18 protein-coding genes are annotated in these 22,430 nt (G+C 35.6%); 10 read left to right on the forward strand and 8 right to left on the reverse strand.

The window, feature by feature from the left end; translation table 11 throughout:
- Positions 1-6: 6 nt before the first annotated feature.
- Together DU508_RS18205 and DU508_RS18210 are read left to right on the forward strand one after the other, a co-directional pair.
- Complete coding sequence (locus DU508_RS18205; RefSeq protein ID WP_233509669.1) at positions 7-882, forward strand: sugar phosphate isomerase/epimerase family protein; 876 nt, start codon at positions 7-9, stop codon at positions 880-882.
- A 7-nt stretch (positions 883-889) separates the two neighbouring features.
- Complete coding sequence (locus DU508_RS18210) at positions 890-1,759, forward strand: sugar phosphate isomerase/epimerase family protein (protein ID WP_115404199.1); 870 nt, start codon at positions 890-892, stop codon at positions 1,757-1,759.
- Positions 1,760-3,075: 1,316 nt separating this feature from the next.
- Here the strand turns inward: DU508_RS18210 and DU508_RS18215 are convergent.
- Together DU508_RS18215 and DU508_RS18220 are read right to left on the reverse strand one after the other, a co-directional pair.
- A complete protein-coding gene (locus DU508_RS18215; protein ID WP_115404200.1) occupies positions 3,076-3,627 on the reverse strand; it encodes an REP-associated tyrosine transposase in 552 nt (183 codons plus the stop codon).
- 196 nt (positions 3,628-3,823) lie between these two features.
- A complete protein-coding gene (locus DU508_RS18220; RefSeq protein WP_115404201.1) occupies positions 3,824-6,430 on the reverse strand; it encodes a lamin tail domain-containing protein in 2,607 nt (868 codons plus the stop codon).
- A 49-nt stretch (positions 6,431-6,479) separates the two neighbouring features.
- Between DU508_RS18220 and DU508_RS18225 the strand changes: the two genes are divergently transcribed.
- The 8 genes from DU508_RS18225 to DU508_RS18260 all read left to right on the forward strand — a co-directional run bounded on the left by DU508_RS18225 (position 6,480) and on the right by DU508_RS18260 (position 15,142).
- Positions 6,480-7,469: an aspartate-semialdehyde dehydrogenase gene (locus DU508_RS18225; protein WP_115404202.1), complete on the forward strand. Its 990-nt coding sequence runs from the start codon at positions 6,480-6,482 to the stop codon at positions 7,467-7,469.
- 53 nt (positions 7,470-7,522) lie between these two features.
- Positions 7,523-8,125, forward strand: a complete 603-nt coding sequence (locus DU508_RS18230; protein ID WP_115404203.1) for a CDP-alcohol phosphatidyltransferase family protein — start codon at positions 7,523-7,525, stop codon at positions 8,123-8,125.
- 147 nt (positions 8,126-8,272) lie between these two features.
- The gene (locus DU508_RS18235; RefSeq protein ID WP_115404204.1) at positions 8,273-9,397 is read left to right on the forward strand and encodes an ATP-binding protein; all 1,125 of its coding nucleotides are present in this window, start codon (positions 8,273-8,275) and stop codon (positions 9,395-9,397) included.
- 19 nt (positions 9,398-9,416) lie between these two features.
- On the forward strand, positions 9,417-10,820 hold the full coding sequence (gene dacB, locus DU508_RS18240) for a D-alanyl-D-alanine carboxypeptidase/D-alanyl-D-alanine endopeptidase (protein WP_115404205.1): 1,404 nt from the start codon (positions 9,417-9,419) through the stop codon (positions 10,818-10,820).
- A 164-nt stretch (positions 10,821-10,984) separates the two neighbouring features.
- The gene (locus tag DU508_RS18245) at positions 10,985-12,028 is read left to right on the forward strand and encodes an alpha/beta hydrolase (RefSeq protein WP_158542206.1); all 1,044 of its coding nucleotides are present in this window, start codon (positions 10,985-10,987) and stop codon (positions 12,026-12,028) included.
- 609 nt (positions 12,029-12,637) lie between these two features.
- The gene (gene eno, locus DU508_RS18250; protein WP_115404207.1) at positions 12,638-13,933 is read left to right on the forward strand and encodes a phosphopyruvate hydratase; all 1,296 of its coding nucleotides are present in this window, start codon (positions 12,638-12,640) and stop codon (positions 13,931-13,933) included.
- 180 nt (positions 13,934-14,113) lie between these two features.
- Positions 14,114-14,413 carry an FtsB family cell division protein gene (locus DU508_RS18255; RefSeq protein WP_115404208.1) on the forward strand — a complete coding sequence of 100 codons (300 nt, stop codon included), beginning with the start codon at positions 14,114-14,116 and terminating at the stop codon, positions 14,411-14,413.
- Positions 14,414-14,527: 114 nt separating this feature from the next.
- Positions 14,528-15,142, forward strand: coding sequence for a trimeric intracellular cation channel family protein (locus DU508_RS18260; protein ID WP_115404209.1), 615 nt, complete (start codon positions 14,528-14,530; stop codon positions 15,140-15,142).
- Between the two features lie 607 nt (positions 15,143-15,749).
- Here the strand turns inward: DU508_RS18260 and DU508_RS18265 are convergent.
- From DU508_RS18265 to DU508_RS18290, 6 genes are all read right to left on the reverse strand, one after another.
- The gene (locus DU508_RS18265; protein WP_115404210.1) at positions 15,750-17,834 is read right to left on the reverse strand and encodes a hypothetical protein; all 2,085 of its coding nucleotides are present in this window, start codon (positions 17,832-17,834) and stop codon (positions 15,750-15,752) included.
- Between the two features lie 505 nt (positions 17,835-18,339).
- Entirely contained in the window at positions 18,340-19,083 is a 744-nt protein-coding gene (gene fabG, locus DU508_RS18270) for a 3-oxoacyl-[acyl-carrier-protein] reductase (protein ID WP_115404211.1), read from the reverse strand.
- A 110-nt stretch (positions 19,084-19,193) separates the two neighbouring features.
- Positions 19,194-20,270, reverse strand: a complete 1,077-nt coding sequence (locus DU508_RS18275) for an agmatine deiminase family protein (protein WP_115404212.1) — start codon at positions 20,268-20,270, stop codon at positions 19,194-19,196.
- Between the two features lie 249 nt (positions 20,271-20,519).
- The gene (locus DU508_RS18280) at positions 20,520-20,873 is read right to left on the reverse strand and encodes a four helix bundle protein (RefSeq protein WP_115404213.1); all 354 of its coding nucleotides are present in this window, start codon (positions 20,871-20,873) and stop codon (positions 20,520-20,522) included.
- Between the two features lie 131 nt (positions 20,874-21,004).
- A complete protein-coding gene (locus DU508_RS18285; RefSeq protein ID WP_115404214.1) occupies positions 21,005-21,874 on the reverse strand; it encodes a carbon-nitrogen hydrolase in 870 nt (289 codons plus the stop codon).
- A gap of 284 nt (positions 21,875-22,158) precedes the next feature.
- Positions 22,159-22,386 carry a cysteine-rich CWC family protein gene (locus DU508_RS18290; protein WP_115404215.1) on the reverse strand — a complete coding sequence of 76 codons (228 nt, stop codon included), beginning with the start codon at positions 22,384-22,386 and terminating at the stop codon, positions 22,159-22,161.
- Positions 22,387-22,430: the final 44 nt, after the last annotated feature.

Raw genomic sequence — 22,430 nt, forward strand, 5'->3', positions numbered from 1 at the left:
TTATTTATGATGTTATCAAGAAGAAATTTTATAATCAGTAGTGGTTTAGCTGCAGCGGCGGCGCTGTTAGTTCCGTCATTTGCCTGTGTAGCCGATAGAAAAGCAGTAGGTTTACAGCTTTATTCTTTAAGAGATGAATTGCCTAAAGATTTAAAAGGTACCATTGAAAAAGTTGCAAAAGCTGGTTTTACGGAAGTAGAAACTTATGGTTTTTCAATCAATGATCAGTTCTGGGGCTTAACACCTGCCGATTTCAAAAAACTTCTTGATGCCAACGGACTAAAAGCTGTGAGTGGGCACTATGGCTTGGGTACATATTTAGCTGATGGAAATACTGACGAATTAAAAGCTGCTATTGCTGCTGCAAAAGTTTTAGGTAGTGAGTATGTGACTATTCCCTGGTTAGATGAAGATATTAGAAAGAATGCTGATGATTACAAAAAAATTGCCTTAAAAATAAATGAGGCTGGCAAAATGTGTAAGGATGCTGGTTTAAGATTGGCCTATCATAATCATAACTTTGAATTTGACCCACAAGGAGAAACTACTGGCTATCAAATTTTACTGACGGAAACAGATCAGAACCTGGTGGATTTTGAATTGGATTTATACTGGGTTGTTCGCTCAGGAAATGATCCAATTAAATTGTTTACAGATAACCCAGGCCGTTTTACCATGTGGCACGTAAAAGATATGGATAAAACAGATCCTGCGTTGAACGCTGAAATTGGAACCGGATCAATTGATTTCAAAACCGTTTTTGCTGATGCCAAACTATCAGGCATGAAACATTTCTTTGTAGAGCACGAAACCAATTACAAGCCTAATCCTATTGAGTCGGTTGCCGCAAGTTGTAAATATATCAAGAAAGAACTAATCTAAACTGAAGATGAATTCAAGAAGAACTTTTATAAAACAAGCAGGACTAGCAGCAGGAGCAGCATTGCTGGTTCCATCTTTTGCTTTTAAAAGAATAAATAAAAATGTGGGTTTACAATTATATACTTTGCGTGAGGAATTACCCAAAGATGTAAAAGGCGTAATTGAAAAAGTTGCCCAGGCTGGTTATAAAGAAGTAGAAACCTATGGTTTTTATAAAGGAAAATTCTGGGATTTATCAGCAAAAGAATTCAAAGCCTTATTAAGTGCCAACGGCCTTAAAGCACCCAGCGGACATTATGGTATGGACCAATTTTCCAGAACCGGCAAAACCGATAATCTTAAAGCTGATATGGAGGCCTGTGCAATCATTGGTGGAAAATATTTTACCATTGCCGGCGCCCATGTGGATATGAGTAAAGGTATAGATGGTTTCAAAAAAACTGCTAATGATTTTAATAAAGTAGCAGAATTGGCAAAAGCATCAGGATTAAAGTTTGCTTATCACAATCATGATTTCGAGTTTAAAAAATTTGAAGATACTACAGGCTACGATGTTTATCTAAGTGAAACAGATAAAAATCTGGTCAATTTTGAGATGGATTTATATTGGGTTGTGCGTTCAGGAAATGATCCTCTCGCGCTATTTAAAAAATATCCAGGTCGTTTCCCCATGTGGCATGTAAAGGATATGGACAAAGCAAAACCAGAATGGAATACAGAGATTGGAAAAGGTTCGATTGACTTTAAAAGCATTTTTGCACAAGCAAAGCTTTCGGGCATGAAACATTTTTTTGTAGAACATGAAAGTAATTATAAACCAGATCCAATTGGTTCGATAAAAACAAGCTGCGATTATATTAAAGCTAACCTGGTTTAGTTTTTCTCCTTCTGGCCGTAGCATCTCTGGTCGTAGCGTCTCGCTACGACCCTAAAAAATCTCATTTCATCAAACAAAATCTATTTTAACTTCCTGGTCGTAGCGTCTCGCTACGTCCCTAAGAAAAACCATTAAAATCTTTAGGTCAGGAACACTTTCTGGTCGTAGCGTCTCGCTAAGACCCTAAAAAATCTCATTTTCATCAAACAAAATCTATTTCAATAATATCTCTTTGTGGTTGTAAATGCAAGAAGATCACGGATGCTCGGTTGAAGAACAAAAATTACAGGAAAAGAAATCAAGATGAAAGCCAGTTCAAACTCCAAATTATAATATTAATCGAAAAATTAAATTTGCTGACTAATTTGAACAAATCAGGAATATTTTATAAAATTGTTTATTCATTTACAATAGCCTGAGCTTGTTATATATTTCAGAAGGCCAATAATCATTTATAGTAAATAATTCAAAACTTGTTTAGTATCTTTAATTTTATCTATTGGGATAAAAATTAAAGATATATAATTATGCTATTTTTCGCCGCTCCATTGTTCTTTATTGCTTTTATTGGTTGGATAATTTATGCTAGTCTTATTAAGAAGAATTTAAAACAAAATATGCCATTATTTTATATCGGCTGCATTTTCAGCGTTATTTGGATTGTCATAGTTTTCATTGCCCTCTAAACATTTGAGTTCGTTTTTACTTCAACACTTTGTTATGGCCAGTCAAGAGTGTAACTGCCTATTTCATGAAGTGACATTTTCCTTTTTTCTGGTCGTAGCGTCTCGCTAAGATCCTAAAAAAACCATTAAAATTTAGGTCAGGATACCACAATTTCAATTACAAATCTCTATTTTAAGTCGTAGTGGGACGCTACAACTAGTGATGGCTATTTTTTCTGGTTGTAGCGTCTCTCTAAGACCCTAAGAAAACCCATTAAAATCTTTAGGTCAAAATACCACAATTTCAATTACAAGTCGTAGCGGGACGCTACAACTAGTGATGGCTATTTTTTCTGGTCGTAGCGTCTCGCTACGACCCTAAGAAAAACTATTAAAATTTAGGTCAGAATACCACAATTTCAATTACAAGTCGTAGCGGGACGCTACAACTTGTGATGGCTATTTTTTCTGGTCGTAGCGTCTCGCTACGACCCTAAGAAAAACTATTAAAATTTAGGTCAGAATACCACAATTTCAATTACAAGTCGTAGCGGGACGCTACAACTAGTGATGGCTATTTTTTCTGGTTGTAGCGTCTTTTCTCTGGTCGTAGCGTCTCGCTACGACCCTAAGAAAATCTTATTTTGAACATCAAACAAAATCTATTTCAATAATACTCTTACCAAAATCAGAATAATCTTTAGCACTACTATGCAACCAATAATGCGGTTCTTCAACTAAACCAGCAATAACTGGATTTTGATGAATATAATTTATTCTTTGATCCAGAATAAAATTTGTGTTTAATTCAATTGGGTGATTATGTTGCTGCCAGAATTGAAAATCATTATTCCTTTTATTTATTTGCCCAGCATCTCTCATCATTTTTAAAAACCATTCCCTTCTGCTTTCTGTAAAATCAGTTTCCAATGTTTTCCTAATCGTTCTTGATGTGAAACTTTTTAAATCCCTTATGATATCTGAAAGAATAAAATTATCCTTTGCACTCATCACAAAATGTACGTGATTACTCATTATGCAATAAGCATGAATATTAAGTCCTTTATTGATTTGGCAAAACTTAATTCCATCATATAAAATATCGCGATAAGTATCTCTGGTAAAAATATCTGACCAATGTATAACTGTAAAGGTTACGAAGTATAAATTTTGTTGATTTTTAATTGAATATTTTCTCCCCATTTTTTTGATGATTTATTTTAAGTCGTAGCGGGACGCTACAACCAGTGATAACCAATGTAAAGGCTACGAAGTAGAGATTTTGTCGATTTTTAATTGAATATTTTCTCTCTATTTTTTTGATGATTTATTTTAAGTCGTAGCGGGATGCTACAACCAGTGATAGCCATAACGAGATGCTACAAGCAGCGATAGCTATTTAATTTAGCTTCCTTGCCAACACAACAGTATTTCTAAACCGTTTGGTATTACCTTTTAAATCAAAAACATCAAATAAAACAACATAAATGCCGATGGCAGCTTTTTGTCCGTTGTCATCCAGACCATCCCAGGTTAAAGTTCCATTTGTGCCGATCGTTTGATTCTTTAACAGCTTTTTAACCAGTCTTCCCTTATCTGAATAAATATTTACAGTGGCTAAACTCGTATTTTCGGCTACCTGATATTCTAATGCCATCACATCATCGAAACCATCATTATCCGGCGAAAAAGTTTTATTCTTTAACCTTACAAAATTTTCATCTCCAGATGATTCCTGGGAGTTTTTATAAGTTGGGGTTGCGAAACCAACGGTAGCCGCAGCCGATTTAAAATTGTTCGGCTCATTGGTGTCAACTCTAAAAGAAACTCTTTCAATTGAAATTCCATCTTCATCATGAATTAAAGGATGATGAATTTTAGCATTATAATTCAATCTGTCGATTACTATATTATTGCTCAAAAGAATGACACTTCCTTTATCGTTATTGTAAGCTGGCAAAGAAGTGATTTGAACGAAATTATCGGGATTTTGTACAAAATAATTCTGTTTAACATTTAAGGTATCACTGCTGATTACCCAATAAGTTCCAGGATCGATCAGTAAACTTTTAGTTGAAAGCGACTTTATATTTGCAATAGTACCTTTAGTATCGATATTGGCGAGTTGCAAATCCTTTAAATCCAAAGGTTGATTGGTATTGTTAAAAATTTCGACAAAATCAACCCCTTTAGGTTTGGGATTAAATAAAACTTCCGAGATTAGAATATCATTTTTTGATATCTTTTTTGCCATAAAAATCTGAACACTATTTGCCGAAGGAGAAAGTTGATTACCAGCACAATCTATTAAATCTTTTACATTCAGGGTATTCAATACACCTCTAATTAATGGGGTTTTAAATTTTAATGTTACCAATGAAAATTGTGGAGGAGATATAACTGCCTTTAATGGGTAACCAACACCATTGTTAACAGTATAATTTTGAGCCTGAACAGCAGATAAACTATCTACTGGTTTAGAAAACTGAACTAAAATGGTCACACTATCCACAACCGTAGCTTGAATGAGCTTTGGAATTTCCGTACTTAATTGCGCGTGAAAAATCGAGTTTTCTTTTCCAGGTGTTCCTCCATCAACATTTGTACTTGAAGACCAGTTTTGACTTCCTTTACAACTGTTTTTGGGGTCAATCAACTCCAGGCTATATCCTCCCTTTTTCTTTAAGTCATCCCGGTACCAACTATCATAATAAGCTACCTTATCTATAGTTGTACCTTTTGCATTGCTCAAAGTCAATATATCTTTATCATTATTTAAACTGGGCCATGGCGAAAGACCAATGGTTTTTCCAAATGGTTTAAATAAATTGGTATCTGCTTTGGCGCATAAAATAATATATTCAGCAGGTTTTATAGTATCGTTTTGAAAAGTATAGGTAGAGGTTTGATCAGAATATTTCCAACCTGCAGTTAAAATATATTCATTTGTTGTATTCCACAATTCAATAAATTCTTTTTGTGGCAGTCCTTTACTTCCAGTAGGGTTTGCAAAAATCTCATTAATTACCACATCTCCAAACTCAGCCAGATATGGTTTAACATAAAAAAAATTAAAAGCTGAATTTGCAGAAATCGTATTCCCTGTTTTATCTTTCACATCATTAATTATCAAAGAATAATTTCCACTTAAAAAGCTTTTTTTAAATGTTAATCGATAATTATTTTGATCAATCAGGGAAACATTTTCGGGACTGGAATACCCTCCTGACAAAGTATAATTAATGGGTGTTAATCCCGAATTTTGATCAATAGGTTTAGAAAAAGTAACTTCTAAATTATTTTGATCAACCACTGTTACATTTTTTATCGTTGGCGGGGTAACATCAGGCACTAAATCTTTAACTTCAAAATCATCAAAAATATATTGGCTATACCTCGATGCTGTAGCATACCTGCAATAAACACCGGCATAACCAGAAGTAGTGAAAGTTTTATCTGTAACTGAGCCTTCAGGAATAAAATTTTGCCCGCCGTTAACGTCGGTATATAAATTCCATAAACCAGAATCATCACGGGTAATTTTGATCCTGGCAGTTAGCACGTTATTGTTTACTCTCGTTTTTTGTGACCCGGTTATTATTCTGGAAGTAGACGTACCTGTTTGCCTGTATAAATGAAACCCATCTGTTGAGCCTGTTTCTCCGATTTGAACGAAATACCCATTCAGTGCAGATTTTAAATCCTGCTGATTAGAAGTTAAATAAATCCGTACAAAATTGGTTGCGGTTGGATCAAAGTTGAGCTTAACAAAAAACTCCCAGCTTGTATTTAAGCTGTTTTGATTGACGGTTGAAAGCGCAAGAATTTGTGAACCAAGTTGTGGCCCGTTTGATTGTAATTGTTTACCGGCATTTATAAAAAAATAATTTTCATCGCCTTGCCATACAGGGTTTTGAGTAAAATTCCCGTCTTCAAAGTGATCAGAAAACTGGGAAAATGCAATTTTAGAAAATAACAATAGGGATATAAGCAGAATTTTCTTCATATTTGGGCTTATATCAAATGTTTAATAAATATAATAATTAAAATTTAAAATGAAAGTAGCAGTAGTAGGTGCAACCGGATTGGTTGGTACCGTAATGTTAAAAGTATTGGAGGAAAGAAATTTCCCTTTAACAGAGTTAATTCCCGTAGCATCAGAAAAGAGCGTTGGTAAGGAAATTACTTTTAAGGGCAAGAAGTTCCCAATCGTTAGCATGGATACTGCAATCGGCATGAGACCAGACATCGCTTTGTTTTCTGCAGGTGGAAATACTTCATTAGAACACGCACCACGTTTCAAAGAAGCAGGAACAACTGTAATTGATAACTCATCAGCCTGGAGAATGGATCCTTCGATTAAATTAATCGTGCCAGAAGTTAATGCTCATGAGCTTTCTATTGATAATAAAATTATTGCAAACCCGAACTGTTCTACCATTCAAATGGTAGTGGTTTTAAAACCTTTACACGATAAATATAAAATTAAACGTGTTGTGGTTTCTACTTACCAATCGGTTACAGGAACCGGCGTTAAAGCGGTTGACCAGTTAATGAATGAACGTAATGGAATTGATGGCCCTAAAGCTTATCCGTACGAAATTGATTTGAATGTTCTTCCTCATATTGATGTTTTCATGGAAAACGGATATACCAAGGAAGAAATGAAAATGGTTAAAGAAACGAATAAAATCATGAGCGATGACAGTATTAAAGTTACCGCAACAACCGTTCGTATTCCGGTTATGGGTGGCCACTCTGAATCGGTTAACATTGAATTTGAAAATGATTTCGATTTAGCAGAAGTTCGCAGCATTTTAGAAAAATCACCTGGTGTGATCGTGGTTGATGATGTTGCTAATTTAAAATACCCAATGCCGAAAGATGCACATGAAAAGGATGAAGTTTTTGTAGGACGTATTCGAAGAGATGAATCGGCTCCTAAAGCTTTAAACCTTTGGATTGTAGCTGATAATTTACGCAAAGGTGCTGCTACAAACGCAGTTCAAATTGCAGAATACTTAATCCAGAAAGAATTAGTTTAAAAACAGATCAAGCCCGTGCACAAATTCACGGGCTTTTTTATGCGCTTTCCATCATGAAAAACATTCCTATAACATTAATTTATGCAAGATTATTAATTGGTTTCGGAATTATATTACTTAGTTTATTTCATGCAAGCTATTATTCATTTTTAGCCATTACCTTATTATCCATTGGTTTGCTTACTGATGTTTTTGATGGAATAATCGCAAGAAAATTAAATGTTTCTTCAGAAAAATTAAGAAGATTGGATTCCAGCATCGATCAGGTGTTTTTCATCTCGGTCGCTATTGCAACTTATATTCAGTGCCCTGATTTCTTCCAGTCTAATCCCGTTAAACTTGCTATTCTAATCGGTGCTGAAGTGCTGATTTACCTTGTTAGTTATATTAAATTTAAAAAAGAGATTGCAACGCATTCCATAGGTGCAAAAATCTGGACATTATTTTTGTTTGCAACACTGGTTGAAATCATGGTTCATTGTAAATCTACCCTATTATTTGAACTCTGCGTGTGGATTGGACTAGCTACAAGGCTGGAGATTTTAGTAATCGTTTTAACGTTGAGAAGCTGGACAAACGATGTTCCAACAATTTATCACGCCATAAAATTGAGGCAAGGAAAGGGAATTAAGCGCAATAAATTTTTTAACGGATAACCATCTTCCTATTATAAATTATGTATAAAAAAGGGATTGTAATCACTAAATTATATATAAAAAAAGTGATTATAATCACTAAATTACATATAAAAAAGGGATTGCGATTTTATTTTAACTATATTTGTCATCAGAAAATGTAGCGAAATGATCATCAGAAGTTTACAAAATCATATCGAGTCTAAGTTTTTTAAACAAAAAGCAATTATAGTTACTGGTGCCAGACAGGTAGGCAAAACTACCATGTTAAAGCAATTGGTAAAAAAAACAGAATTGCCATTCGTTTTTCTCAATTGCGACGAAGCTAATGTACGCACTACGTTAACAGACATCAGTATTGAGCGGTTAAAATCAATTATCGGTTCAAATAAAATTATTTTTATTGATGAAGCGCAACGTGTTACAAACATTGGTTTAACACTAAAATTGATAGTAGATAATTTTATTGATGTGCAGCTTTTGGCTACAGGCTCTTCATCATTAGATCTGGCTGTTGGCATCAAAGAATCGCTAACCGGAAGAAAATTTGAATATCATCTCTTTCCTTTTTCAGTAGCAGAACTTGTTGAAGATACCAATATACTTATAGAGGAACAGGCATTAGAAAAGAGATTGATTTACGGTGCCTACCCAGATGCCATCAATTATCCTGGAGAAGAAAAAGAGTTATTACTAAATTTAACCAATAGCTATCTTTTTAAAGACATTTTATCGCTTACTGGCATCCGAAAACCTTTACAGCTAGAAAAATTAGTACAAGCATTGGCATTACAAATAGGTAATGAGGTATCGTATACAGAACTTGGTCAGATGATTGAGGCAGATAAACTAACGGTTGAGCGATATATAGACCTGTTAGAACAATGCTTGGTTGTATTCAGATTAGGCGCATACAGCAGTAACCTGAGGAATGAAATAAAAAAAAGCAAAAAGATATACTTCTACGATACAGGGATCCGCAATGCAGTAATTGAAAATTTCAATGTGCTCGGATTGCGACAAGATGCTGGTCAGCTTTTCGAAAATTATATTGTATCAGAATACATTAAGGCCAATAATAACAAAAGAAAACTTGCGAAATATTACTTTTGGCGTAGCTTTCAACAGCAAGAAATCGATTTGATAGAAGAAATCGATGGAAAAATAAATGCAATAGAAATAAAATGGAATGAGAATAAAAAAGTCAGATTCCCATCAACTTTTCTAGATGCGTATAATACCAATGAAACACACGTTATAAATAAATCTAACTATACCAGTTTTCTGATATAAAACAATCATTCCGTTATAAATGAAATTTTTCAAAATACTACTCCTGTTCGTTTTTTCAGCAACAGCCACAATTGCCCAAAATAAAATTCAAAACCTGGAAAAGGCTTTCAATAATTTATTGGCAGATGAGCAGGCAAAATATGCCATTATATCGCTTTGTGTTTTGGATGCCAATACAGGTAAAACACTCTTCGCTAAAAATGAACAGATCGGTCTGGCAACAGCATCAACTTTAAAAACGATTACCGCCGCAACGGCTTTCAGTATTTTGGGTAAAGATTTTCAATTTCAAACCACGCTGGCTTACTCCGGAAATATCACTGCTGATGGAATATTAAAAGGAAATTTGATCATCATTGGCAGTGGAGACCCAACACTGGGCTCATGGCGATATCAAAACAAAGAAAATGTTGTTTTAACGCAATGGGTAACAGCAATAAAATCAGCAGGAATAAAAAAAATTGAAGGCTCAATAATTGGCGATGATCGGATTTTTGGGACACAAACAACACCAGAGGGCTGGGTTTGGCAAGATATTGGGAACTATTATGGTGCAGGAACTTCCGGATTAGCCTGGAGAGAAAATCAATTCGATATTCATTTACGAGCGGGTTCCAGCACCGCTGACGAGGTAAAAGTAGTTAAAACCATTCCCGAAACGCCTTATGTTCAAATTGTAAACGAACTTAAAACCGGAGCATCCGGAACTGGCGACAGAAGTTATGCTTTTCTTCCCCCATACAGTAATGTTGCTTATTTACGCGGGAGCTGGGGAATGGGAATTGGCAAATCAGGAATTTCTGTAGCTCTGCCCGACCCTGCTTTTGATTGTGCCTATCGCTTACAGGATACTTTGAAAAGACTAGGAATCCAAGCAAACCAAGTAACAACCACGAGGTTAATGGCTTTAAATAATCAACCCATTCCCGCAGTGACGCAAAAGATTAGTACAATTACTTCTCCTACCTTAAGTGAAATTTCCTATTGGTTTTTGAAGAAAAGCATCAATTTATACGGCGAAACCCTATTAAAAACCATTGCACTAAAATCTGGAAAAGCTGCAACCACAGCCAAAGGAACTGAAACCGAAATTAATTTCTGGGCAGGGAAAGGTATCGATCGATCAGCACTGAATGTTATTGATGGCAGTGGACTATCACCAGGCAACAGAATCACCACTTCTGCAATGGCAAGTGTCCTTTTTCAAATCCAAAAAGAAAATTGGTTTCCTGATTTTTATAAAGGCTTGCCAGAATACAATGGCATGAAAATCAAAAGCGGTACCATAAATGATGTTTCTGCGTTTGCAGGCTACCATACTGATTCTGCTGGAAATAAATACATTATCGTAATTAATATCAACAACTATAGCGGCAGCGGGATTAATAAAAAATTGTTTCGGGTTTTAGATGAACTGAAATAGTTTGGTTATTTCTGCATATTCGTGATGCGGAATTTTATTTCAGGATCTAAGAACTTCAAAGTCACATCAATTGAGTTTCTAATATGTTAAAGCGATTTTTATCTATCAACTTACTGTTTCCTTTTATTTTATGTGCTCAGGTTAAAGTTAATTTGACCGTCCACATGCCAAAGAAAACAAATGATAGTTTATTTATCGCTGGCAACTTTAATGACTGGAATCCAGGAAACCGGGCTTTCCATTTGAAACAGAAAGATAGCCTAACCTATCTTATTGAGCTGAATTTGCCAAAAGGATATCATGAATTTAAAATAACCCGTGGCAGTTGGGATCAGGTAGAATCACAGTCAAATGGGAAACCTATCGCAAACAGAACTTTGACTTTGAATGTTGATACAAACATGGATGTAAGAATTGCAAATTGGGCAGATAATTTCAAGCAACAAACGGAAGATTACCGCTTTGGAGATCATGTCCATGTAATTGATTCTGCTTTTTACATACCTCAGCTTAAGAAATATCGCAAAATTTGGATTTACCTGCCCAAGAGCTATAAAAATTCTAAAAAGAAATACCCTGTGGTTTACATGCATGATGGTCAGAATCTTTTTCATGCCAATCCACCACGCAATAACGAATGGGCGGTTGATTCTGTTATGGATAGTTTGATTAGAGCGGGTTCTAAAGAGATGATAATTGTAGGTATTGACCATGGCGGTAATGATCGCTTGAAAGAATATAATCCTTATGATAGCCAGTACGGAAAAGGCGAAGGGAAAGCCTACGCTGCATTTCTTGTTGAAACTTTGAAACCATTTATTGATCAGCACTATCGGACTTTACCCGGCGTTAAAAATACAGCTATTGCCGGCAGTTCAATGGGTGGATTAATTTCCATGTATGCGATTGCCGAGTATCCTAAAGTTTTTGGTTCGGCCGGAGTTTTTAGTCCTGCATTCTGGTTGGCTCCGAAAATTTATGCTGATATAAAAGAACGATTAACCGGATTGAAGAATAGTAAAATCTTTTTTGTTGCAGGCGATAAAGAAGGCCCGGCAATGGTTCGTGATTTGAAAAAGGTTTACGACATTCTAAATCCTGATGACACTAATAAAAACGTGATTTTTGTTGAAAAGGAAGATGGCAAGCATACAGAATGGTTTTGGCATCGTGAGTTTGTACCGTTTTATAAGTTTATTGCGAAGTAGATTTGTAGGTTAATTGTTCGAATGGGTTAACTGATTATTGTTTGGTCAGGCTATTTTTTCTCCATCGTCATTACGAAGCTGATTTTTCATCGGTTGCGACAACCTGATTAGTAATATTAGTAATCCGCCAGTCTTTGTGATCCAATCGTCATTCTGAATTTATTTCAATAGTTATTTTTAGGAAAGCAATAGCAGTGGCTTTTCGGTTAAATCAATCCCGCTTTTTGTTGCAAGTTTTTTAATTGCTGTCAACTGATAGGTACAAAGCATCTGTTTTATCGGTTGCGGATGCTTCGTGCCTCAGCATGAGAAGTATATTTTAGGGAAGTGCAAATTAAAAAACTTTCCACTTCAATCGGGTTTAGATAATTTGGGTTCGGTAATTTTAGGAAAGAGCGCACAGCAACATATCTTTGATAACTTTGTTTGTACACTCCGTCATTCCCACACAGGTGGGAATCTTAAAGTATTTTACATAAGCTAACCATCATAACATTAACCCTTGAAAGGCTTTATTTATTTAAAAAATATACTAACTTTGATGTTAAGCTTAGTAATTGTACTTTATACACTAAGCAGGTTAAAAAATCAACAAAAAATCAAATAGAAATGAGCATAATCGTTAATGTCCATGCCAGACAAATCCTCGATTCGAGAGGCAACCCAACAGTAGAAGTAGAAGTAGTTACAGAAGCAGGCGCTTTTGGCCGTGCAGCTGTACCAAGCGGTGCATCTACCGGGCAATATGAGGCGGTTGAATTACGTGACGGAGATAAATCTACATATTTAGGTAAAGGCGTTTTAAAAGCTGTTGAAAATGTGAACACTAAAATTGCTACGGCGTTGAGAGGTATTGATGTTTTTGAGCAAAATGCGATTGACAAGATCATGTTAGAACTTGACGGTACTGAAAATAAAGGTAACCTGGGCGCTAATGCAATTTTAGGTGTTTCATTGGCAGTTGCTAAAGCTGCAGCTGATGAAATTGGTCAACCTTTGTACCGTTACATTGGTGGCGTTAATGCAAATACTTTACCCATTCCAATGATGAACATCATCAATGGTGGTTCTCACTCTGATGCACCTATCGCTTTTCAGGAGTTTATGATTATGCCAGTAGGCGCGCCATCTTTCTCTGAAGCATTGCGTTGGGGAACTGAAGTTTTCCATAACCTGAAAAAAATTCTTCACGACAGAGGTTTATCTACTGCTGTAGGTGATGAGGGTGGTTTTGCTCCAACTTTCGATGGTACTGAAGATGCAATCGAAACTGTTTTAAAAGCAATTGAAACTGCGGGTTACAAGCCTGGTTCACAAATTTGCCTGGCTTTAGATTGTGCTTCATCTGAGTTTTATAAAGATGGTAAATACGATTATACAAAATTTGAGGGTGACAAAGGTGCTATCCGCTCTAGTGAAGAACAAGCTCAGTATTTAGCTGATCTTTCTGCAAAATATCCAATCATTTCTATTGAAGATGGTATGGATGAAAATGACTGGGCTGGTTGGAAAACTTTAACTGAAAAAATCGGCGACCATGTTCAATTGGTTGGTGATGATTTATTTGTAACCAACGTAACGCGTTTACAACGTGGTATCGATGAAGATACTGCAAACTCAATCCTGGTAAAAGTTAACCAAATCGGTTCTTTAACAGAAACAATCAATGCGGTAACTTTAGCCCAAAACAGTGGTTACACTTCAGTAATGAGCCACCGTTCAGGAGAAACTGAAGATGTTACTATTGCTGATTTAGCTGTTGCTTTAAACTGCGGACAGATTAAAACCGGTTCTGCATCTCGTTCTGACAGGATTGCAAAATACAATCAATTATTACGTATTGAAGAAGAATTAGGCGAAAATGCCCGTTTTATTGGTAAAAACTTCAAATACGCAAAAAAATAAATAGTTTGTCATGCTGAGCTTGTTGAAGAACTTTTCGGTAAGTGTTTCGACAGGCTCAACATCACAATTAGATTTAATGTTAAGAAGTTGAAAAACTTTTTTTGTAGAACATCCGGAGATTTTAAATCTTCGGATGTTTTTATTTACATTTACGTCATTGACGATTTTTCGAGAAGAATTATGAAACGTTTAATAGATCTTTTCCGCAATAAATATTTTCTGGCAACGGTTGCTTTCGCCATGTGGATGCTGTTCTTTGATAAAAATGATATGATGTCGCAATACGAATATCGTAGCCAGGCGAATAAATTGCAGGAAGAAAAAGAATATTTTGAGAAAGAAATTGCTCAGGTAAAAAAAGATTTAAACGAATTGAATACCAATTTGAATACTGCTGAAAAATTCGCTCGTGAAAAATATTTCATGAAAAAAGACAACGAAGACGTTTTTGTTATCATCCACGAAGAGAAGAAAGATTAAACAAGAATTAAGATTTTTAGGATTTTAGGATTTCAAGATCAGGGGAAATTCATTTAGTTGTCCGACGGTTTTAGGTTAACCATTTATCCAATTCAAACAATTAACCACCTCTCTATGCTTCACATTCTATACATCATCGCCATTACTGCTGAAGCTATGACTGCTGCACTTTCTGCTGGCAGGCGAGATATGGATTGGGTTGGCGTTTGTATTATTGCCTGGGTTACTGCTTTGGGTGGTGGAACAGTTAGAAATGTATTGTTTGGTCATTATCCCATGAGTTGGGTTGAACATCCTGAATATTTAGTCATTACTGCAGTAGCTGCTTTATTTGCAGCTTTTATTGCTTCCATCATGACAAAACTTAAAAAACTATTTCTGTATCTTGATGCAATGGGTTTAGTTGTTTTTACCATTATTGGTTGCCAGGTTGCACAACAAATCCATTTACCTTATTTAATTGTATTGTTCAGCGGCATGATTACAGGCTGTGCCGGCGGTGTTCTTCGCGATGTACTTTGTAATGAAGTTCCCTTTCTATTTCGTAAAGAGATTTATGCAAGTGCAGCAATTGTTACAGGAGCAGTTTATATAGGCATTGAACATTTCCATGGAAGTGAATTAATGGCTACAATATTAGCCGCCGTTGTTGGTTTAACCATCAGACTACTTTCTATAAGATACGAATGGCACATGCCGAAATTCGTTTATAAAGATGAGTGGCATTAATTAAGTTTACGGTTTTCAGTTAACAGTTTAATGTTATAAAACCTAACTTTGGGTTCTTTGCGTCTTTCCCTTTGCGGTTAAACATACAATATGGGCGGAATTAATTAAGTTTACAGTTTTCAGTTAACAGTTTAATCCTTGCAGGTGTTATAAACCTAACTTTGGGTTCTTTGCGTCTTTCCCTTTGCGTACTTTGCGGTTAAACATAAAATATGGGAGCATTAAGGCTTACCACCTTAGACAGCTAAGAACATCCAAGCTTTAATTCGAGTAAGAATTCTGCATCCAACTTTGTGTTCTTTACGCCTTCCCTTTGTGTACTTTGTGGTTAAACATACAATATGGGCGGGATTAATTAAGTTTACGGTTTCAGTTAACAGTTTAATCCTTACGGGTATTATAAACCTAACTTTGGGTTCTTAGCGTCTTTCCCTTTGCGTACTTTGCGGTTAAACATAAAATATGGGAGTATTAAGGCTTACCACCTTAGACAGCTAAGAGCACCCTGGACTTCGATTTAATTTAAAAAATATCGGTAGCTAATTTTGTGTTTCTTTGTGCCTTTCTCTGTGTGCTTTGTGGTTAAATAAACGTTTCTAAATAAAGCTTATAATTCCCCATTTCTTTTCCTTAAAAACCACTCGACACTTAATAAAACCAAAATCACTCCAAATAACCATTTAATATTAATCAATTCATCGTATTTACGATTTTCATAACTAATGGTTTTAATATTCTCGTTTTCAAGAATTTCATCGGCAATTTTCAGCAAATCTGCAGGCATAAAAAGTTTTCCATCACTTTGTTTTGAAATTGTATAGAGTAATTGATGATTGGCTGTTGTTTGTTGATATTCTGCAATCAAAGCATTTACATAAAAACGACCAGAGGCAGTAAATTTCTGTCCGCCTAGTGATGTACTTGCTGTATAAGAATAATTTCCTGCAGGCATTGTTCCCACATCCAACTGATAACCATTTTCAGTTTTTGAGAAAAGATAGTTAAAAACTTTTCCAGAATCGTTTTTGAGCTGAAGATTAACTTCTGATTCATTTACAGGCTGATAACTATCATTATAAAGTGTTCCATTGAATTGAATACTTTCATTTTCATCGTAAGCAGACCTGGAAGTAAAAACCTTAAATCTACGTTTATCATCCTTCACAGAAAGGTATTGAACCGTTTTAGAGATCAAATCATTTAAACTTGACTGGGGAATCTCATTTTCAGCTTCTGATAATTTCCATCGCCACAACCCCTCTCCCATTAAATAACCGGCTTTTAATCCATTTTCATTGGTAAAGAACAACAACGGTTGTTGGGTATTTACTTTTCCCACACGTTGGTTAAAAACTGGTATTGCACTCGCATTAACTGTTAATCTGCCGAAAGGCGAAAGCAATGGATCGAACACTGAAAAGTGTTTTTTATTTTCTTCAGATAAATTGAAACTGGTAAATCCATCGGCTATATCAGGATAAATCTCTTGCAACGAACCATTAGCCGAACTCAGATTAACCTGATTTTGAATTTGATTAAAAGCATTTACATTACTCTGCGCACCAACAATGTACCAGGTTGGTTTCTTTAATGCGGTAAGTTTTTGTAAAAATGCAGATGAAATATTTTGAACATCTGGCAATTGATACAATACAATCAAATCGAACTTTGAAGGGTCAGTTGAATTTAATTCATCAGCTAAAGCCAATTTAACCTCATAATGCTTATTAAGTGAAATTGCTTCTTTTAAAACACTTAAATCAGGATGCGGTGCAACCGCTGCCATTAATACTTTTTGCCTACCATCAATAACCTCAACATAAAAAGTTTGAGAATTATTTTTCGTGGTAATTTCATTTTGTAGCGCATTAAGCTGAATCGTATATTTCTGAATACCGATTTTACCGGCATGCAGTTTTACAGGAATGTTTTTTACAAAAGAATTTCCAGAGATAGCAATATTTTGTTGATCAACCTTTACACCATTCTGACTAATCGTTAAAGCAGTATTTTCTCCATCACTTTGAAATGCCTGAACCTGAACTTCAATAGTAAAATCATCATCCAGATAAACAATATTATTGTAGTTTACATTTGCAATTAAAACATCACGCTTTGGAATGCTATTACCTAAAGCAATTGTATATACGGGGGCATTAATTTGATTGATATTGTACAAAGGGTTTCCACCGTGATTAAAAATTCCATCAGTAGCCAGAACAATTGCCCCAATATTTCTATTGGTGTATTCATCTCTGATCTTCTGAAAAAACGCTGATGCATCAGTTAATTTACCCTGGTTTTTAAAGTTGAATCCATCGGCTACCGAATCCCCAAAGTTGTAAGCTTTTACTTCATACTTATCTGATAATTTATTTTGTAAAATCTTGAGACTTTGTTCATATAGTTTCTGGTCGAAACCGACAGCTTTAACCTGACCAACAGAAAGAGAATTATCTTGACCGATGATGATTACAGGCTTATCCAGCGTATAATTTAACGTTTTAATTAATGGAGCGAATAATAGCCAGGCAATAGCTGTAACAGCGATTATTCTAATTGCAGTTAGACCATACTGTAATTTTTTATTCAGATTTTTATTACCACGATATAGCAACCATGCATACAAAACACCTAAAGCAAGGCAGGCCAGAAAATACAAGATGGAAGTACCAGCAAAAAAGCCATTCATATTTTATAAAGATGCTAATTTTGTTATTAACCGCAAAGGACGTAAAGAATTTACGCAAAGGTTTATTTACAAATAGCTCTGCTCTTTGCAATTAATAGAAGCTATAACCAAGCTCATAAATTTTAACTACAGAGAACACTAAGAATTGCACTGAGTTTCACAGAGGAACTGACGTAAATCACAAAAAGCAAAGGCCTTGGTATGCTCTATGATAAAATAGAAGCTTTAACCAAAACTCATAATTTTAACCGCAAAGAACTCAAAGAATTCACGCAAAGAAATCGCAAAGGTTTATTTACAAATAGCTTTGTGTTCTTTGCGTCTTAGTGGTTAGAAAAACTTAGTGATCTTTGCGGTTAATAGAAGCTATAACCAAACTCATAAATTTTTAGCATAAAGAAAAAAGGCGAAAATTTAGGATTAATGCCCAACTTACGCCTTTTAGAAATTTTTAATGGCTTGGAAAGAAAACCATCCACCCTAAACCTTTGACCTTCTGCCTTCTTTACAGCATCCCGCCACAAACCGATAAAGTTTGACCTGTTACATAAGCACTCATATCTGATGCTAAAAACACACAAACATTAGCAATATCTTCGGTTTCGCCAGCGCGTTTTAATGGAATATCTTTTTCCCATCCGGCAACAACAGCAGGATCTAAAACCTCAGTCATTTCAGTACGGATAAACCCGGGAGCAACTACATTGGCACGAATATTTCTTGAACCCAATTCTTTAGCCACTGATTTGGTAAAACCGATGATTCCTGCTTTTGATGCAGCATAATTGGCTTGCCCAGCATTACCCTGAACGCCAACAACTGAACTCATATTAATAAAAACGCCTTTTCGGGCTTTCATCATCACTTTAGATGCTGCTTTGGTTACGTTAAAAATCGATTTCAAATTGATATTGATCACATCATCCCAATTCTCTTCGCTCATGCGCATTAACAAACCATCTTTGGTAATACCCGCATTGTTCACTACAATATCAATTGTTCCAAATTCAGCAACAATATCATTAATCAATTGTTCTGCCTGATCGAATTTAGATGCATCAGAACGATATCCTTTTACTTTGGTTCCAAAGCTTTGTAATTCTTGTTCCAGCGCTTCACCTTTTTCTACTGATGATAAATAGGTAAATGCTACATTAGCACCCTGCTCGGCAAATTTTTCAGCTATTTTACGACCAATGCCTTTTGATGCGCCTGTAACTAATGCTGTTTTTCCTTCTAATAATTTCATTATGAAATGTTGTAAATTGAAATGTTTTAATGTTGTAAAGTTAATAACTCTAATGAAATATTATTTAACTGTTTAGCGTTGACTGAAAACTGGCAACTATTAACTGCAAACTAAACCGCCGGCTCCTGCTGACTCAAACAGTGGAAACTTCCTAATCCCCAAATAATATCTACTGAGTTGATGCCTATGACCTTTCTATCCGGGAAACAGCCTTGAATGATGTCCAGCGCTTTCTGGTCGTTTACATCATCAAAAACAGGAACGATTACCGCTGCATTTGCAATGTAAAAATTAGCATAAGATGCGGGCAAACGGGTATCATCATAAATCACTGGCGATGGCATGGGTAATTCTATAATATTTAATGAGCGGCCATCTTTCAATTTCATTGCTCTTAAAGCCTCTAAATTCTCTTGCAACAAAACATAGTTTTCATCTAGCGGATTGCTTTCTACCACAGTTAAAACGGTATCCTCATTTACGAAACGCGTAATATCATCGATATGCCCATCGGTATCATCCCCAACAATACCATCTCCCAACCATAAAACCTGTTCCTGCCCATAATATTCAAGCAGGTACTTTTCAATTTGTTCTTTGGTTAAGTGTGGATTACGGTTCTCGTTCAATAAACAAGCTGTAGTGGTTAAAACCGTTCCTGCTCCGTTGAATTCCACAGAACCGCCTTCCATTACAATGTCTGGTGTAAATAAGGGCAAATTAAAATGTTTAGCAATTTTGGTCGGTACAACATCATCCAAATCAAATGGAGGATATTTTCCACCCCAGGCATTGTAACCCCAATCAACCACTGCTTTTTCATTTCCTTTAAGCACAAATGCTGGTCCGTGGTCGCGGCACCAGGCATCATTAGTTTCGTTGAAATAAAATTCAATCTGACTTAAATCAGCATCAACTTTTGTCAATTCAGAAATGGCAAAGGCTTTCATTTCCTCATTTTTAACATTGATACGAACTTTTTCGCCTTCAGCAACGGCTTTAATAAATTGGCAATATGGTTCGTAAATTGTTTCGATTTTTCCCGGCCAGCTTGCTTCTTTATGTGGCCAGCTTAACCAGGTTGCTTCATGTTTTGCCCATTCAGCAGGGAAAGAATAACCTTGCTGCTTTGGAGAATAATCGAATTGATTAATATTTAAATCTTCTCTTGGAGGGAAATTTGACATATTTTTTAGTCTGAAAGTCGGATGTCCGAAGTCCGATGATTTAGTATTTATTTAGTCCGAAAGTCGGCTGTCCGAAGTCGGAAGATATTGTGTTTTATAGTAAGTCCGAAGTCGGCTGTCCGAGGTCGGAAGATATTGTGTTTTATAATAAGTCCGAAGTCGGCTGTCCGAGGTCGGAAGATATTGTGTTTATTAAAGTCAAATGTTTGAGGTCAGATATCGTCGAACTCTCGTCTTCCGACATTGGACTTATTTTAACGATTTGATTAAAGCAGAAATCATTATCAAAATTTCTTCACATACTTGATAGTGTTTCTGAAAAATTTCATTTGTTATGTAGCCACGCCTGATGGATAAATGTAAACAATTAACAACTTCAATATCTGACCTTAGCGCATAACCTAAAAACCTCTTGAATTCAGCATTGCTCTGTCCTGTACTTCCCTCGGCAATGTTCATGGAGATAGAATCGGCAGCACGTTTAACTTGCGATGTCAAAACATAAACTTCTTCTTTCGGAAAAGTTTTAGTCATTTTATCAATCTCATCTGCTAAGTCCAAAGCTTTTTGCCAGACTTTTAGTTTCTCAAATTTAAAGGCCATAGTGAGTTAGGAGTTTTTGGTCCGAGGTCAGAAGACAAAGTGTATTATATTGATAACTAATATAACAATATTTAAAAAATTTAACTTTCTCTACTTTCAGACTTCCGACTTCGGTCTCCTAACCTCCGACTCTAATCAATATATCTTTTAGTAATCGGCTGGTAAGAATCAATCCTTCTATCTCTTAAAAAAGGCCAGTGTTTACGGAAGAAATCAGATTCTGCTAAATCCAGTTCTACCACTTCAGTTTCTTCCTGATCATGAGAACCCAGATAAAGTATTCTTCCCTGCGCATTGGTGGCAAAACTTCCACCCCAAAATTTCATTGCTCCATCTTGTTCAAAACCAACACGGTTTACGCTCACCACTGGTACACCGTTGGCTACTGCGTGAGAACGTTGAATGGTTTGCCATGCATTATACTGGTCTTTATTTGTTTCTTCATCCTGATCAGTTGCCCAGCCAATTGCTGTTGGATAAAACATAATATCGGCTCCCATCAAAGCGGTAATGCGTGATGCTTCCGGATACCACTGGTCCCAGCAAATCAAAATGCCAATTTTGGCAAATTTGGTTTCGAAAACCTTATAGCCCAAATCACCCGGAGTGAAATAAAATTTTTCGTAGTAAGCCGGATCATCAGGGATATGCATTTTACGATATTTACCTAAATAAGAACCATCAGCATCTAATACAGCAGTTGTATTGTGGTATAAACCTTCTGCACGTTTTTCAAATAAAGAAGCAATGATTACCACACCTAATTCTTTAGCTACAACTTGTAAAGCATCTGTAGATGGGCCAGGAATAGATTCTGCTAAATCGAAGTTATCATAATCTTCAACATCACAAAAATATAAGGAAGTAAAAAGCTCCTGTAAACATACAATTTGTGCCCCTTTAGCTGCAGCTTCACGTACCTTTACAATTGCTTTATCTAAATTTTCCTGTTTATCTTTAGTACAACTCATCTGTACTAAACCAACTTTTACTTTCTTCATGTTTTTCAAAATGATTGAATTAGAGAATTAGTGATGATTAAATGTTTTTATTTTGCTTTTGTACATTCATTCGAAATTCACTTATTCAAAATTAGGATGCAAAGTTACAAAAAAGCTTTAAGGTATAAAGGTTGAGGGGCGAAGGTTTGTTTTAAAAATATTAGAAAAGAAAAGGTTTTGCTTCAGATCGTTGTCAGTCGGGCTATTCATTATAGCTTTTGCTGTCTTTTACAAAAGCCCAGGATTACAGCAAAAGGCTGCCATTTTTATTCCCTTTAGAAAATTTATACCCCAATCTCTTCACGATATTCCTGTTGCAATTCGAAAAGACATTTTGCGCATAAGCAACCATCATACAATTCTGAAATATGTTGCACTTCATTTATGCTTAGGTGTACTGCACTACACTGACATTTGGTATAAGCATTTGCCTTGCATTCAATAGCCGTTCCGCATCTTTCGCAAGGAATGATTTCGTGTTTGCTATGTTTTAAGGCATTATGATGGTTCATTGGTTCACTGGTTATCAGTTCATTGGTGTTTGGCGCTTTAGAAA

The sequence above is a fragment of the Pedobacter chinensis genome (assembly GCF_003339865.1).
Lineage (GTDB): Bacteria > Bacteroidota > Bacteroidia > Sphingobacteriales > Sphingobacteriaceae > Pedobacter > Pedobacter chinensis.

Bases quoted from the DNA above. Each gene is read 5' to 3' on its own strand.
- DU508_RS18205 (WP_233509669.1), top strand. From the start codon at position 7: ATGATGTTATCAAGAAGAAATTTTATAATCAGTAGTGGTTTAGCTGCA.
- DU508_RS18210 (WP_115404199.1), top strand. From the start codon at position 890: ATGAATTCAAGAAGAACTTTTATAAAACAAGCAGGACTAGCAGCAGGA.
- DU508_RS18215 (WP_115404200.1), bottom strand. From the start codon at position 3,627: ATGGGGAGAAAATATTCAATTAAAAATCAACAAAATTTATACTTCGTA.
- DU508_RS18220 (WP_115404201.1), bottom strand. From the start codon at position 6,430: ATGAAGAAAATTCTGCTTATATCCCTATTGTTATTTTCTAAAATTGCA.
- DU508_RS18225 (WP_115404202.1), top strand. From the start codon at position 6,480: ATGAAAGTAGCAGTAGTAGGTGCAACCGGATTGGTTGGTACCGTAATG.
- DU508_RS18230 (WP_115404203.1), top strand. From the start codon at position 7,523: ATGAAAAACATTCCTATAACATTAATTTATGCAAGATTATTAATTGGT.
- DU508_RS18235 (WP_115404204.1), top strand. From the start codon at position 8,273: ATGATCATCAGAAGTTTACAAAATCATATCGAGTCTAAGTTTTTTAAA.
- dacB (WP_115404205.1), top strand. From the start codon at position 9,417: ATGAAATTTTTCAAAATACTACTCCTGTTCGTTTTTTCAGCAACAGCC.
- DU508_RS18245 (WP_158542206.1), top strand. From the start codon at position 10,985: ATGCCAAAGAAAACAAATGATAGTTTATTTATCGCTGGCAACTTTAAT.
- eno (WP_115404207.1), top strand. From the start codon at position 12,638: ATGAGCATAATCGTTAATGTCCATGCCAGACAAATCCTCGATTCGAGA.
- DU508_RS18255 (WP_115404208.1), top strand. From the start codon at position 14,114: ATGAAACGTTTAATAGATCTTTTCCGCAATAAATATTTTCTGGCAACG.
- DU508_RS18260 (WP_115404209.1), top strand. From the start codon at position 14,528: ATGCTTCACATTCTATACATCATCGCCATTACTGCTGAAGCTATGACT.
- DU508_RS18265 (WP_115404210.1), bottom strand. From the start codon at position 17,834: ATGAATGGCTTTTTTGCTGGTACTTCCATCTTGTATTTTCTGGCCTGC.
- fabG (WP_115404211.1), bottom strand. From the start codon at position 19,083: ATGAAATTATTAGAAGGAAAAACAGCATTAGTTACAGGCGCATCAAAA.
- DU508_RS18275 (WP_115404212.1), bottom strand. From the start codon at position 20,270: ATGTCAAATTTCCCTCCAAGAGAAGATTTAAATATTAATCAATTCGAT.
- DU508_RS18280 (WP_115404213.1), bottom strand. From the start codon at position 20,873: ATGGCCTTTAAATTTGAGAAACTAAAAGTCTGGCAAAAAGCTTTGGAC.
- DU508_RS18285 (WP_115404214.1), bottom strand. From the start codon at position 21,874: ATGAAGAAAGTAAAAGTTGGTTTAGTACAGATGAGTTGTACTAAAGAT.
- DU508_RS18290 (WP_115404215.1), bottom strand. From the start codon at position 22,386: ATGAACCATCATAATGCCTTAAAACATAGCAAACACGAAATCATTCCT.